This window comes from Paenibacillus sp. FSL L8-0333, assembly GCF_037965665.1.
GTDB classification, from domain to species: domain Bacteria; phylum Bacillota; class Bacilli; order Paenibacillales; family Paenibacillaceae; genus Paenibacillus_AQ; species Paenibacillus_AQ odorifer.
On record NZ_CP150186.1, the window covers coordinates 2,689,737 to 2,703,199 of the forward strand.

General features: G+C 43.4%; 16 protein-coding genes. 13 read left to right on the plus strand and 3 right to left on the minus strand.

Annotated elements, in window-relative coordinates:
* Positions 1 to 327 precede the first annotated feature (327 nt).
* The 9 genes from NYE72_RS11770 to NYE72_RS11810 all read left to right on the plus strand — a co-directional run bounded on the left by NYE72_RS11770 (position 328) and on the right by NYE72_RS11810 (position 6,576).
* Positions 328 to 1,062 (plus strand): metallophosphoesterase family protein, encoded by a 735-nt coding sequence (locus NYE72_RS11770; RefSeq protein WP_076100673.1) that lies wholly within the window; start codon positions 328 to 330, stop codon positions 1,060 to 1,062.
* Between the two features lie 81 nt (positions 1,063 to 1,143).
* The gene (locus NYE72_RS11775) at positions 1,144 to 1,746 is read left to right on the plus strand and encodes a GNAT family protein (RefSeq protein ID WP_051491425.1); all 603 of its coding nucleotides are present in this window, start codon (positions 1,144 to 1,146) and stop codon (positions 1,744 to 1,746) included.
* A gap of 5 nt (positions 1,747 to 1,751) precedes the next feature.
* Entirely contained in the window at positions 1,752 to 2,510 is a 759-nt protein-coding gene (locus NYE72_RS11780; RefSeq protein WP_339211811.1) for a peptidase E, read from the plus strand.
* Positions 2,507 to 3,055: a GNAT family N-acetyltransferase gene (locus tag NYE72_RS11785; RefSeq protein WP_339211812.1), complete on the plus strand. Its 549-nt coding sequence runs from the start codon at positions 2,507 to 2,509 to the stop codon at positions 3,053 to 3,055. Before NYE72_RS11780 ends, NYE72_RS11785 begins: the two co-directional genes overlap by 4 nt.
* 39 nt (positions 3,056 to 3,094) lie before the next feature.
* Complete coding sequence (locus NYE72_RS11790; RefSeq protein WP_076100670.1) at positions 3,095 to 3,439, plus strand: protein tyrosine phosphatase; 345 nt, start codon at positions 3,095 to 3,097, stop codon at positions 3,437 to 3,439.
* A complete protein-coding gene (locus NYE72_RS11795) occupies positions 3,429 to 3,881 on the plus strand; it encodes an N-acetyltransferase (protein ID WP_339211813.1) in 453 nt (150 codons plus the stop codon). Before NYE72_RS11790 ends, NYE72_RS11795 begins: the two co-directional genes overlap by 11 nt.
* A gap of 213 nt (positions 3,882 to 4,094) precedes the next feature.
* Entirely contained in the window at positions 4,095 to 4,961 is an 867-nt protein-coding gene (locus tag NYE72_RS11800) for a VOC family protein (RefSeq protein ID WP_339211814.1), read from the plus strand.
* A 67-nt stretch (positions 4,962 to 5,028) separates the two neighbouring features.
* Complete coding sequence (locus NYE72_RS11805; protein WP_143766261.1) at positions 5,029 to 5,922, plus strand: beta-1,6-N-acetylglucosaminyltransferase; 894 nt, start codon at positions 5,029 to 5,031, stop codon at positions 5,920 to 5,922.
* Between the two features lie 18 nt (positions 5,923 to 5,940).
* The gene (locus tag NYE72_RS11810; protein WP_036685963.1) at positions 5,941 to 6,576 is read left to right on the plus strand and encodes an NAD(P)-dependent oxidoreductase; all 636 of its coding nucleotides are present in this window, start codon (positions 5,941 to 5,943) and stop codon (positions 6,574 to 6,576) included.
* Positions 6,577 to 6,653: 77 nt separating this feature from the next.
* On the opposite strand, the gene NYE72_RS11815 is transcribed toward NYE72_RS11810, so the two are convergent.
* Positions 6,654 to 7,415 (minus strand): MBL fold metallo-hydrolase, encoded by a 762-nt coding sequence (locus NYE72_RS11815; protein ID WP_076272867.1) that lies wholly within the window; start codon positions 7,413 to 7,415, stop codon positions 6,654 to 6,656.
* A gap of 250 nt (positions 7,416 to 7,665) precedes the next feature.
* On the opposite strand from NYE72_RS11815, the gene NYE72_RS11820 reads away from it, so the two are divergent.
* From NYE72_RS11820 to NYE72_RS11835, 4 genes are all read left to right on the plus strand, one after another.
* Positions 7,666 to 9,684 carry a Na+/H+ antiporter gene (locus NYE72_RS11820; RefSeq protein ID WP_036685967.1) on the plus strand — a complete coding sequence of 673 codons (2,019 nt, stop codon included), beginning with the start codon at positions 7,666 to 7,668 and terminating at the stop codon, positions 9,682 to 9,684.
* A gap of 2 nt (positions 9,685 to 9,686) precedes the next feature.
* On the plus strand, positions 9,687 to 10,133 hold the full coding sequence (locus NYE72_RS11825; RefSeq protein ID WP_339211815.1) for an N-acetyltransferase family protein: 447 nt from the start codon (positions 9,687 to 9,689) through the stop codon (positions 10,131 to 10,133).
* Positions 10,134 to 10,223: 90 nt separating this feature from the next.
* Positions 10,224 to 10,685, plus strand: a complete 462-nt coding sequence (locus NYE72_RS11830; protein ID WP_038570144.1) for a DIP1984 family protein — start codon at positions 10,224 to 10,226, stop codon at positions 10,683 to 10,685.
* Positions 10,686 to 11,219: 534 nt separating this feature from the next.
* Positions 11,220 to 12,104 (plus strand): DegV family protein, encoded by an 885-nt coding sequence (locus NYE72_RS11835; RefSeq protein ID WP_076105516.1) that lies wholly within the window; start codon positions 11,220 to 11,222, stop codon positions 12,102 to 12,104.
* Between the two features lie 113 nt (positions 12,105 to 12,217).
* Here NYE72_RS11835 and NYE72_RS11840 read toward each other — a convergent pair whose 3' ends face one another.
* Both NYE72_RS11840 and NYE72_RS11845 read right to left on the minus strand, forming a co-directional pair.
* Positions 12,218 to 12,646 (minus strand): threonine/serine exporter family protein, encoded by a 429-nt coding sequence (locus NYE72_RS11840; RefSeq protein WP_036685970.1) that lies wholly within the window; start codon positions 12,644 to 12,646, stop codon positions 12,218 to 12,220.
* Between the two features lie 28 nt (positions 12,647 to 12,674).
* A complete protein-coding gene (locus tag NYE72_RS11845; RefSeq protein WP_051491428.1) occupies positions 12,675 to 13,439 on the minus strand; it encodes a threonine/serine exporter family protein in 765 nt (254 codons plus the stop codon).
* Positions 13,440 to 13,463 lie beyond the last annotated feature (24 nt).

A 13,463-nucleotide genomic window follows, 5' to 3' on the forward strand; every position in this document is an offset into this window, starting at 1 on the left:
GTGGATGAAATGGTGAAATGTACGGTATAAATGCCGTTGAAATGGGCTGAAGTGGCTGGAATGGTGAAATGTACGGTATAAATGCCGTTGAAATGTGCGGAAGTGGCTGGAATGGTGGAATGTACGGTATAAATGCCTTAGAAATGGGCTGAAGTAGCTGAAATGGTGAAATGTACGGTATAAATGCCTCAGATTTGGCTGAAATCATCCAAAGTAGCAAAATGAGAAGCAAAAAAGCCCTATAAATGAGCCACAGTCGCTGATGCAGTACAATTAGAATTAGGATAAGTAACTTTTTTAAAGATCAATATATACGGAGGTTCTACAGTGGAGCAAATTGCAATAATCTCAGACATTCATGGAAATATACCGGCCCTTACGGCCGTTTTAGATGACATCCAGCAGCGGGGAATCAGCAGAGTCTTTTGTTTAGGCGATATTGTTGGAAAAGGACCGAACTCAGATCTAGCCGTTGATATCATAAAAAAGAATTGTGAAATCAGTGTTATGGGGAACTGGGATGATTTAATGAATCAGGATGTTGATTTTGAGATGGCTCGGTGGTGCCGCGGGTTATTAGGTCAAGAACGTCTTGATTATTTAAGCACGTTGCCGTTTTCGGTTGAGTTTATGATAAGTGGTAAATTTGTGCGATTATTTCATGCTTCGCCACGAAGCCTGTATGAACGTGTTCAACCATGGGATGATTATGAAAAGCGATTATCTTTGTTTGATTATTCTGATCTCTGCCAGGAGAAACGACAAGCGGATATCGTAGGTTACGGGGATATTCATAATGCTTTTATTCAACATTTAGAAGGCAAGACTTTATTTAATGTAGGCAGTGTGGGGAATCCGCTTGATTTAACCCAGGCATCTTATGTGATTATGGAGGGAGAATACATGGGAGGGTCAGCAGCTCCTTTAAATCTGCAATTTGTAAGAGTGCCTTATGACATCGAGTTAGCCGTTCAACAGGCCGTTGAGGCAGATATGCCAGCTGCTGAGCCTTATATTCGTGAGCTTAGAACCGCGCAGTACAGGGGAAGTGTCCGGGGATAATAAAGGAAAGGATAATAAAGGAAACAAAAAATCAAACTGCAACCTTAATCCAAGCCATCAAAAAGTAATGGAGGGAACAAATTGAAGCTTAGTCACGTATTTGAGCAATTCCCTACTTTGGAATCCGAGCAATTATTACTGAAAAAGATTGAAGTCAGCAACCTTAATGAGGTATTTGGGATATATAGCAATGATCAAGTGTTTGAGTACTGTGGGATTATTCCGAAACATAATAAAGATACAGTCAAAAATATGATTGGTCATTTCGAACGTGATTTTACCAAAGGGGTAAGAGTGAAATGGGGGATTTTCCTCAAAAATAACCCTTACATACTGCTAGGTATCATCGAAGTTATGGATTTTAATCAAAAGGTGGATATGGTGACGATCGGTTACTTTTTGGCGGAACCTTATTGGGGCAAAGGGATTGCAGCTCAGGCCATTCAGTTAGTGGTGAAATATTTATTTGAGACTGCAGAAGTCAATCGAATTCAAGCTGAGGTTATGCCCTTTAATGAACGATCGAAGCGGGTGCTTTTGAAAAATGGCTTTACGAAAGAAGGCACGTTAAGGCAGGCGCATGTATGGTCAGGTAAAGGGCTGGTGGATCTGGAGATTTACAGCATTTTGGCAGAGGAATATTTTGCAAGCATCGGTAAGCCAAGAGTAAGCAATAGGATGTAATCCTAGTGAAAGAAGGGGAAAACATGGGCACTATCGTAGTTATTGGCGGGGGAGAGTTAATCGAGCTTGAAACGTTGGAAATTGATCGTGAAGTTGTGCAGCTAACTCAAAAGGCTAAGCCGAAGGCGTTATTTATTCCAACAGCCAGTAGTGATGCGCCGGGGTATTGTGATACTTTTAGCAAAGTATATGGCGATATTCTCGGATGTGAAACAAGTCACTTATTGCTTGTGAGCCAAACCTACACTCAGGATGAGATTACAGATTTAATTACAGCTGCTGATTTGATTTATGTTGGTGGAGGCAATACCCGAAAGATGCTGGAGATTTGGAAAAATACAGGGGTAGATACGCTTTTGAAAGAAGCTTATTCCTCTGGAACCGTATTGGCCGGGCTTAGCGCAGGTTCCATCTGTTGGTTTGAATATGGGCATAGTGACTCTGAAGCGTTCGACGACCAGGGGGAATGGCAGTATATCAAGCTTGCAGCCATGGGGATTCTGCCGGGCATTCATTGTCCACATTATAATGAGGATATTCGGGTTGAAGATTTTACACGCATGGTTAAAGGTGGAGGTCTGCCGGGAATCGCGGTGGATAACAATTGTGCAATCATCTATAAAGATAAGGAATATAAAGTGATGTCGACCAGAGAAGTAGCTAAAGCCTACCGTGTGATTGACTCCGAGCAAGGTGTTGTCGTAACGGAAATAGAAGAACATCCAAGCTACAGACCTCTTTATGAACTGTATGGCGCGTTATGATTATTTTTGAAAAGCAAGAGATCAGACTGAGAACACTTGAGTTAAACGATGCCGCATTACTTGTAAAATGGCTCTCAGATCCCGTTGTACTGGAGTTCTATGAAGGCCGTGATCGCCCGCATGATTTGGAGCTGGTGAGGGAGCATTTTTACGACGAGCAAGCAGAAGTCACGCGGTGTATAGTGCAATACAAGGAGCGGGATATAGGTTATCTTCAGTTCTATCTTATAGATGATGAAGAATTAGAGGTGTACGGCTACGTGGGATTCGAAGGTCAAATCTTTGGGATGGACCAGTTCATTGGCGAGCCTGATTTATGGAATCAAGGAATTGGTTCGCGACTCATTAAAGAAACAGTCAATTATCTAGTCGAAGCAAAACAGGCGGATAAAATTGTCATGGACCCGCAAACCTGGAATGAAAGAGCCCTTAGAGTATACGAGAAGATTGGCTTTGTGAAGAAGAAATACCTTGAACAGCACGAACAACATGAAGGAGAACTAAGAGATTGTTGGTTGATTGAATACACGAAGCAGGCGAGATAATAAATATCTTTTTAACAATCGGATAAGGAAGGTGCACTTATTAAACTACTGTTTGTCTGCAGCCAGAATCGCTGGCGGAGTCTAACTGCGGAGAAGATTTTTCAAGGAATTGATGGCCATGAAGTGAGATCTGCAGGGACTGAAGACCATGCCAGAATTAAAATTTCTGAAGGGCATTTGGGTTGGGCGGATGTGATTTTTGTGATGGAGAAGAAACATGTTCGAAGAATTCAAGATAAATTTAGAGGTTGTGTAATTGGCAAAAAAATAATTTGCCTGAACATAGCTGATGACTATAAGTATATGGATGAAGATTTGATCGGCCTTCTGGAATCCAGTGTATCCGAATATTTTCTGGAATGGAGCAACAAAAATGAGAATTAGAACAGAAACTGTGGCAGACTATAATGGAGTATTTCAAGTGAATGTTAAGGCTTTTGGTGATCGGGAAGATGAAGCGCGGTTGGTCGAAAACATTAGAAATTCGCAGGGGTTTATCCCGGAGCTCTCGATTGTAGCGGAAAAGGATAATGAGATTGTAGGACATCTACTGTTAAGTAAGGCTGTAGTTCAAGATGGGGAGAAGTTATCTGATGTGATTGCGTTAGCCCCATTAGCTGTTCTGCCGAACGTTCAGAAGCAAGGAATCGGCAAGGCGCTGATCCAAGAAGGGTTAGAAAGATGTAGAACGCTTGGATATGAGCTTGTCTTTTTGATCGGGCATCCCGAATATTACCCAAGATTCGGATTTCAACCCGCAGGGCCACATGGGCTCGAGTTGAAGCAGTTGAGGTACCGGAGAGAGTCTTTATGGTCTGTGAGCTGAAGGAAGGCGTATTGCAGAGGATTAAGGGAGAGTTGAAATACCCGGAAACCTTTTTTTGAATTACTTATAATATTATTTTGTGAATCATGTTTGGCTGTGAACCAGTCGACATGATTTTTTTATAGGTAATTGACAAACATATAGAAGGTAACTATACTAAAGATAGTTAATTTGTAACTGAAATAGTTACAGCATGATTAGGAGGAATTTATAATGACGACTAAAACAATACTTCAACCAGACACTCAGATCGGTCTGGTGCAGATTAGAGTAAGCAATTTGGAGCGTTCGCTCACCTTTTATCAGAATGTTGTGGGATTAAGCGTTTTACGGCAGACTGGCCGCGAAGTTGAAATGACCGCTGACGGTCAGAATGTGTTATTGATTTTGCGGGAGATTGAAAATGCGCGGGTGATCCGTCCTCATTCTGTGGCTGGGTTGTATCATTTTGCTATCCTTGTTCCAGATCGTCCCAGCCTTGGATTGGTTGTGCGTAATTTGATCTCTTCGGGGATTGAGGTGGGGCAGGGCGATCATCTGGTCAGTGAAGCACTGTATATTCAGGATCCAGATAATAATGGGATTGAAATTTATCGAGATCGACCTAAGAGTGAATGGAAATATGATGCGGAAGGGCATGTAATGATGTCCACTGATCCAGTGGATGTAGATGGACTACTGGCAGCTTCTGAAGGTTTATCATGGAACGGGCTGCCAGCAGGAACAGTGATTGGGCATGTACACTTTCATGTGGGGAATTTAAATAAGGCGAAAGCCTTCTACGTCGATTTGCTTGGTTTTGAACTAACAGCCAATTATGGAAGTGCTGCTATGTTTATCTCTGCTGGTGGTTATCATCACCATATCGGGCTGAATGTTTGGGCCGGACAGGGTGCACCTGCGGCTCCAGCTGATACTGTAGGGATTGATTATTTCACATTAATTCTTGCGAATGAAGAGGAACGTAACGCTGTGGTGGAGCGAGTTCGGCAGGCTGGTTACGCAGTTACAGAAGAGAATGGAAATCCTACATTCCAAGATCCTTGGAACATTGGAATCAGACTTGTTTTAGAAAGATAAATCTATATCCATTTTCGTCCATTTATTTTATAATATTGGAAATAGGTGGGCGGAAGGGTGAAGTTTGTTGGAAGCATTCAAAATGGCGTATATAATTCTCTGTCATAAAAATCCGGAGCAGATCAATATGCTAATCGATAGTTTAACTAACGAGTCCGTAGAGTTTTTCCTGCATGTCGATCAGAAAAGTAATATTGAGGCTGATATTATTCATCGTAACGATATTCATTTTGTGGAAAAGCCTATTGATGTACAGTGGGGGCATTACAGTCAAATTGAATGTATTTTGAAGTGCTTTTCGCTGATCAAAGAACATGGGGATTTCAATTATATTCACATCTTAAGCGGTCAGGATCTGCCTCTAGCTTCAAATGAAGTGATTCTAGATTTCTTTAAGATGAATGAGGGTAAGGAATTTGTGAAGTATTTGCAGCTGCCTAATGCAGCGGAAACTTGGGGATGTTACGAGCGGGTCTCAGTTTATTATCCTAGGTTCCTCATCTCAAGGACCCGGCGTATGACAGCGATCAGAATGAGGTACATTAAACTAATTATGAGCGTTCCGTTTCTGCAAAGAAAATTAGGTGCTTTGCCGAAAGGTTTATATAAAGGCTCGAACTGGATGTCAATTACAGGTGAATGTATGGAATACATCTTGGATTTTACAAAAAGCTCTCCGGAATACGTCAGATTTTTTAGGAACACTTTATGTGGAGATGAAATCTTTTTCCATACGATAATTTTGAATAGCGTTTATAAGATGCATGTACTGAATGAAATTAAGCGGTATACAGATTGGGAAACAGGACCGGATTATCCTAGAACACTAACGATAGAAGACTATGATCGGATCACTCAACGGGGCACGGAATGCTTTTGGGGGAGAAAATTTGATCTCGATATCGATAGAACCATCGTTCAGGAGCTTCTTGATATAAATACTAAAGCGAAAACATCGTAAACTCAGGAGGACAATCATATGAAAATCGCAGTTGTTGGAGCAAGTGGAAAAGCTGGAAGTCGAATTACGCAGGAAGCGTTGGATAGAGGTCATGAAGTTACAGCGATTGTACGGGATGCATCTAAAGTAACAAATAGGAAAGCGAATGTCATCGAAAAGGATGTATTTGCGCTTACCACTGAAGATTTGCAGGGGTTCGACGTGGTTGTGAATGCTTTTGGTGCGCCGTTTGGACAAGAACATCTGCATGTGGATGCCGGGAATGTGCTTATTGAAGCTTTGAAGGCTTCGCCCGATACAAGATTGATTGTAGTTGGCGGTGCAGGAAGTCTATATGTAGATGAAGCCAAAACGCTTAAAGTAGCGGATACGAATGACTTTCCTGACTTCATTAAGCCAACAGCGACGAATCAAGCTAAGAATTTGGAGATACTACAAGGAACAGATTCACTCTCTTGGACCTTTGTTAGTCCATCTGCTAATTTTGCCATTGGCACAAGAACGGGCTCTTATGTAAAAGGTAAGGATAATCTTCTGGTGAACTCCAAAGGCGAGAGTTATGTCAGCTACGAAGACTATGCCGTTGCTATTGTTGATGAAATCGAACAGCCGCAGCATATTCGTGAACGGTTTACGGTAGGTTCAGAGTCTTAAGTGATAATTAAGAATAGCGATCATATATGAAAAAAGAAGACAGAGCCGGATTTCAGGCTCTGTCTTCTTTTGTACAATTACAGCTTTCCTTTTCCTTCTGCTAGTTCAGCAATACGTCTGTTTGCATCTCCGCGGTAGCGTCCGCCGTGATAACAAATGACCGTATCGATCTCATACTCAGAGAACTTGGTCAGAGAGGACAAAGCCAGCTCCATGTCAGGTGTGGCGGAAGGAGTGGGACCCTGTAGCTCGCCATTCTGAACGGTCAAGGCATCGGCAGCAATAAGTGTACGGCTATTATGATGGTAAAGACTGAGATGCCCTGGGCTATGGCCTGGGGTATGGATCACCGTAATTCCACCGGCAAAAGGTAACTTTTCTCCATCCACAAGTGTTTGATCCACTTTTCCTTTAGGAGGATGGGCTAATACAGAGAGGAAGGCACGCCGCCACTCCTCAGGTACATGAGCTGGGATCATAGCCGCTGCCACCGCTAATGCTTCGGGAGTGTGCTTAAGGAGCATTCGCTCTCCTTGAATATAGGGCTGCTCAATTTCATGAGCCAGAACAGTAAGCTCTAGATCTTCTTCAGCCAATAGGGCAGGGAGGCAACCAATATGGTCTAAATCCTGATGCGTGATAATAAGGGTGCGGAGCTTCTGCCAAGGCACATCCGCTTCTTTTAGAGCCTCTTTGAAATTAGAGAGTAGACCCGGGAATCCGGTATCGACGAGTACGGCGGCATGTCCATCCCAGAGTAGCGTGGGGTAAATCGTGTCTTTTCCACCCATAACCTGCGCTGTAATCTCGAGCATTTCTATTCCTTGAGCAATGTACATAATATCCCTCCGTGATTGATAATAAGAGCGACGCCGTGAGGCTAATGCATATATTACTCAAAACTAGAAACGAACACAATAGGTAAATATTTTATTATAACACAAATAAATATTTATGTCAATATATATCTGATGGAATTTTTGTGGAATTTGTAGGGGGTTTTATTATTGAGAATCTTTTGCTAGATTTTGCCCTTGCCTAAAGCTTTGCGATATAATAATCAAATAAAAAAAAGGGAGTTGATGTGGTTTGGAGACATTTCTAGTTGTACTCGTCCTACTTGGGCTTATCGCAATATCCAACATCATAAACCGATTCATTCCCTTCGTGCCGATACCCTTAATACAAATTGGCTTGGGTGTAGTGGTCGTACTATTGCCTTTGGGAATACATATGTCACTGGAGCCAGAGTTGTTTTTCGTGTTATTTATTGCGCCGCTTTTGTTCAATGACGGAAAGCGAACACCAAGAAATGAGTTATGGAACCTGCGTGCTCCAATCTTAATGCTGGCACTAGGCTTGGTATTTGCTACAGTGCTTATCGCTGGATATTCCATTAACTGGATGATCCCCACCATTCCACTCGCAGCTGCTTTTGCGCTGGCAGCGATCTTATCGCCGACAGATGCTGTGGCGGTAAGCGCAATCGCTGGGAGAGTACATCTTCCCAAGAGTATTCATCGTATTCTAGAGGGTGAATCATTGATGAATGATGCCTCTGGTCTTGTTGCGTTTAACTTCGCTATTGCAGCAGCTGTTACAGGCATATTTTCTTTGCCGAAAGCCTCTATTAGCTTTGTGATTATTGCTCTAGGTGGACTAATTGTCGGAGCAATACTCGCGTTCCTCCTGATTCGGTTCAGCGTATTTATTCGCAGACTGGGGATGGAGGACATCACAGTGCATGTGCTGCTGCAAATCCTGACTCCTTTCATTGTGTATCTGATTAGTGAAGAAATAGGGGTATCCGGTATTTTAGCTGTGGTTGCAGCAGGCATAATTCATGCTGTCGAGAAGGACCGTGCAGTTTCGCCACAGTATAAGCTACAGCTGGTGTCCGCCAGCACATGGTCTGTGCTGCTCTACATCTTGAATGGCTTGGTCTTCCTTATTCTCGGGTTGTCGATTCCAGATGTTATTGAAGTGATCTACCGGGATACAGCTGTGGACAATCTTATGGTGATTGGTTATGTATTAGCGATAACGTTGCTGCTTTTTGTGCTGCGTTTTATATGGGTGTATGTGTTCTCCCTGGCTGGCGCCGGCCTGCAAAAAATGGAAAAGTCGTCTATTAAGTCTATGCTAATCCTGACAATTTCAGGAGTGCGAGGCGCGGTTACTTTAGCCGGTGCCTTCTCGATTCCTTTTGTGTTAGGGGATGGCTCACCTTTTCCTGAACGTGATCTAATTATCTTTATCGCTGCGGGTGTGATTCTGATGTCACTGCTGATCGCTAGTATCTTTTTACCAATTCTCGCAGGTAAAGAAGAGCCGGTTGCTGAACCGGGTGATACTGAGGTTGAGCAGGCGGCCAAATCTAAGGTTGTTGCCGCCGGGATAACCTTGCTTCAAAGTATGATGACAGAAGAGAGCAAGGAATCTGCATTGCCAGCTTTGAGTGAGTTTAAAGAAAAAGTTTATAGTCTTAACCGCGAAGATCAGGCGAATGACCCCGCATTGGAGAACTTCCGCCGACTTGGGGTTGAAGCAAGGATTGTGGGTCTGCATGCCGAACGCAAAGAGCTGAGCCAATTGCTGGCCAACAATGAGATTCCTGCCTCAGTGGCGCTGAAGATGGAAGAATTCTTGGATCATAGTGAAGTCTTTCTAGCCAGAAGTCTAAACTCTCAGATCAGAATCTCCATTACGGAGATTAGACGGCTGTTTGCGGGGATGTTCTCTGGCCAGAATGAAGGGGAAGCTAGTCAACTGATGCTGCAACAGGCTGAGTGTGCCAGAAAAGCTAAGATCTCTATGTCTCATGCAGCGATTGCTGCTATTAATGCAAGTAAGAATGAGAACAACCGTAAAGCAGCTGAGAAGGTCGCAGACAGTTACGAAAAGCTGATCTCACGCCTCCAGCAGGGACAAGGCTGGACTAAAGATGGTCTTGTTGATGATCAAAAGCTGGAATTGAAACTGAAAGCTATTCAGGAGCAACGGGATAAGGTCCAGCAAATGTACCAGGATGGAACCATTAACCGCAAGCTAGCCGGTAAATTACGCAAGTTCGTCGATCATTTGGAAACATCCATTTGGGAGGATTAGCTGTGTTGAACAAAGTAATGGGAGAAAGTTTGTTATTCACTGAAATTCGCGAAGAGTATCTGTCGGATGTACTCGATATTTATAACTATTACGTGCTGAACACTACGGTTTCTTTTCATACCGAGCCTTTAAGTTTGGACGAAATGCGGCAATCAGTGATGAATGATGATCCGCGGTTTAAATCATACGTTATATTATCCTGGGACAATGTTATTCAGGGCTATGTTCTGATTGCTAGACATAAGAGTAAGCCGGCTTATGATAGCTCTGGGGAGATCAGTGTGTATTTGAAACCGGCTTGTGTGGGTAAAAGAATAGGACAGCATGCCTTACGCTTTATTGAAGAGAGAGCTGCCGAACTGGATTTCCATGTGTTAGTAGCTACCGTTTGCGCAGAGAATGAACGCAGTCGCCAGCTTTTCTCAAAGAATGGAAAAGAATGGATATGAACAATGCGCCTACTTCAAGGAGATTGGCTGTAAATTTGGTCGAAGACTGGATATCGCCAGCTATCAGAAAATCTTAGGGGGAACTCAAATATGAAACTTGCGGAAGCATTAGTGAACCGAAGTGATCTTACTCGTAAAATCGCGCAGCTAAAGCAGCGGCTCGATCGGGTCGTTAAGGTGCAGGAAGGGGAAGAACCGGCAGAACAGCCGGAGGCTCTTTTGCGTGAGCTGGAAATAGCTGTTAACGAGCAGACGATTTTGATTCGAGCAATTAATCGAACGAATTCATCTGTGGCCTTCAATGAGAAGTGGAGTATTGCTGATGCCCTAGCCGAACGGGATAAAATGCTTCAGCTGCGGAAGCTTTTTAGCGATTTGCTTGAGCAAGCATCGATCACTCAGGATCGGTACAGCCGCTCTGAGGTTCGTTTCCAGAGAACGGTGGATGTCGCCCAGATTCAGAAGCAGATTGATGAGCTGTCTAAGTCTTATCGGGAGTTGGATTTTAAAATTCAGGAGAAAAACTGGACGGTAGACTTACTTACACCGTAATAAGCTAAGCTTTATCACAGCAGAAGGTAACTGATCTTCATAAAGGCGAGCGCAACCCGCCAACAGGGAAAGTTGGACAAATTGACAGATGCCGGGCCAAATCTGACCAAATCATAACTTAGCCCCGTACTGTAACAACTGTAAAGAGTACCTATTAATGTAACTACCAAGCGCTGATTTATGCAAGAACGGTGAGGGCGGGGACGGGGATATTTTTGCTGTGGTTAGGCTTTTACATAACATGAAGTGGCTCTATTAGGATAGGTATATTCGTCATACATAATGTGAAATAATGTCGAATAAAGTTGAAAAAAGATGAATAAAATTTGCATTATCGTCCTGTTTTGCCTATCTTATCGCTCGTTATCTTGTATAATTTACGAATACGCACGAGGACTTCCTAAACCGCTGGTCTATTCGTATGTTGATTGTACAGGATGAGAGAGTGATTCATTGGCCGAGAAGGTTTAGTGGCCCTTGTCTCTTCAAACATTCTACTATTCCTTTCATGAAAGAGAGAAGTGACAAGTGACCATGAAATCAATTGCCTGGGTAACCGACAGTACATGTACAATCGATCCTGAGTTCGCCAAGAACAACCATGTGTATATTGTTCCTTTACGTCTGATTATTAACAACGAGTGTTATAAAGAAAATATAGATATTACGATCGATGAGTTCTATGAGAAAATGCGTCAGCATGATCAAGTAGGCAGCTCACAGCCGCCAATCGGTGAGTTTATCGAGTTATACGAACGGTTGAAGGAAGAATATGATGAGATTATTGCTGTGCATCTTTCGACAGGGCTTAGCGGAACATACAATGCTTCCATGCAAGGTGCTGAAATAGCGGAAGCTAATGTTATTGGAATTGATTCCAAGGTTGGCGCTTATCCGATTCGGGAAATGATCACGCGAGGTATTCATTGGCACAAGATGGGCTTTACTGCCCTAGAAATTAAAGAAAAGATAGAGAATATCATTCAAAATATGTCCTTCTACTTAATTCCTGCAAGCTTGTCCCAGCTTCACCGTAGTGGGCGTGTTTCTGGTACACAAGTAGTGCTTAGTCAATTATTGCGGATAAATTTGCTGCTGCGTTTTGACGAGGGTAAGGTCATTGTTGTGGAAAAAATCCGTACGATGAAGAAGACGAAGCAGGCGCTGTTAGATATCTTTAAACAGGATGCTGGACTTGTTAGCGATGTGTGCATCATGCATTCCAATAATTTAGAAATGGCGCTGAAGCTAGAAGAAGACATCAAAGAGATGGCACCTGATTTACGTACGGAGATTATGACTTACATTCCTGCCGTGGCTGTTCATGCGGGTGAGGGTACCGTAGGACTTTCTTGGATTAAAAATAACCGGATCAATAGTATTGATTCGGAGGTCGAACCTGTAGCAGTACTTGTGTAGATAGGACAGTAAACAAAGAAATCGCTTCTTGGAAGAGGGACGGATGATCCTCATTATACCAAGAGACGATTTCTTTTTTTTGAATCTATGAGATGACGTTGGTTGTATGAAGATTATGCTTTGCTTGCACGCCGGCGGAACATTTGTCCGATAACTTCACTCAGTACAAGTCCAGCTGCAATTGCGCCAGAGAGCATTAATGCCCGAACAGCGATTTCTACAGCCAGATTATAGTTTTCTTCCACAAATCTGCGCATAGCATCGTAAGCAAGGCCACCCGGAACAAGTGGGATAATGCCGCCTACACTAAAAATAATAACCGGCATTTTGAAGGATCGTGCAAACAACTGGCTGACGATGCCCACAACTACAGTAGCTGCAAACGTAGCAACAACAGGCCCACACTCTACATCAAGGATCACATACACCATCCAGCCTACCATTCCAGCAAAACCACACTGCAGTAGAGCGCGCTTAGGCGCATTAAATAAAATACAGAAGGTTGCCGCGGCGATAAAACTGGTTATAAGTTGCAAAATCATGAAGGGCTAACCTCTTTCACATGGAGAATTAAAATAGTGATAGTACAAGCCCAATGCCTGTACCGATCGCAAAAGCAGTTAGAAAGGCATCGGCTCCTTTGGATATGCCTGAGACCAGATGACCGGCCATCAGATCACGAACGGCATTTGTAATGAGTAGACCGGGTACTAGAGGCATAACGGAGCCGATGATGATTTTGTCCATTTCTTGACCTATACCCAGCTTTACAGAATAGAAGGCTAGAAGTCCGATCAGGAAGGAAGCAGAGAACTCTGCAAAAAATCTAGTCTGCACAAGACGATGCAGGTAGATAACCGCAGCATAACCTAACCCGGAAATCGGCAATGCGGGGAGAGCATCCCACAAGCTGCCTTTAAACATAACGGTGAAGCAAGCGCCGGTAAGTGCCGCAGCTATGATTTGCAGCCATACCGGATACGCATGTGCGGCATCATCGACCTCTCCTAATCGTGTCCGAGCTTCCTCGGCTGTAATCTGACGCTCGTTCAGACGCCGCGAGATATCATTAACCTCCGAGACTTTCTGCAGATCTGTGGTTCGCTCGGCAATCCGATATAACTTAACGGGTTCCGTTCTATTTGTGGTGAACATAATAACGGTTGGCGTCACATAACTGTGTGCCCCTGGAAAACCGAGAGAAGCAGCCATACGTGTCATTGTATCTTCTACTCTGTAGGTTTCTGCACCGTTTTGCAGCATGATCTTGCCAGCAAGAAGACAGAGATCAACGATTTCATAATAGGTAGTGTTAGTGTTGCTCGTGCTTTCCAACTTCTCCGGTCCTCCCCTGGAATG

Bases quoted from the DNA above. Each gene is read 5' to 3' on its own strand.
- NYE72_RS11785 (WP_339211812.1), top strand. From the start codon at position 2,507: ATGATTATTTTTGAAAAGCAAGAGATCAGACTGAGAACACTTGAGTTA.
- NYE72_RS11795 (WP_339211813.1), top strand. From the start codon at position 3,429: ATGAGAATTAGAACAGAAACTGTGGCAGACTATAATGGAGTATTTCAA.
- NYE72_RS11800 (WP_339211814.1), top strand. From the start codon at position 4,095: ATGACGACTAAAACAATACTTCAACCAGACACTCAGATCGGTCTGGTG.
- NYE72_RS11810 (WP_036685963.1), top strand. From the start codon at position 5,941: ATGAAAATCGCAGTTGTTGGAGCAAGTGGAAAAGCTGGAAGTCGAATT.
- NYE72_RS11815 (WP_076272867.1), bottom strand. From the start codon at position 7,415: ATGTACATTGCTCAAGGAATAGAAATGCTCGAGATTACAGCGCAGGTT.
- NYE72_RS11830 (WP_038570144.1), top strand. From the start codon at position 10,224: ATGAAACTTGCGGAAGCATTAGTGAACCGAAGTGATCTTACTCGTAAA.
- NYE72_RS11835 (WP_076105516.1), top strand. From the start codon at position 11,220: ATGAAATCAATTGCCTGGGTAACCGACAGTACATGTACAATCGATCCT.
- NYE72_RS11840 (WP_036685970.1), bottom strand. From the start codon at position 12,646: ATGATTTTGCAACTTATAACCAGTTTTATCGCCGCGGCAACCTTCTGT.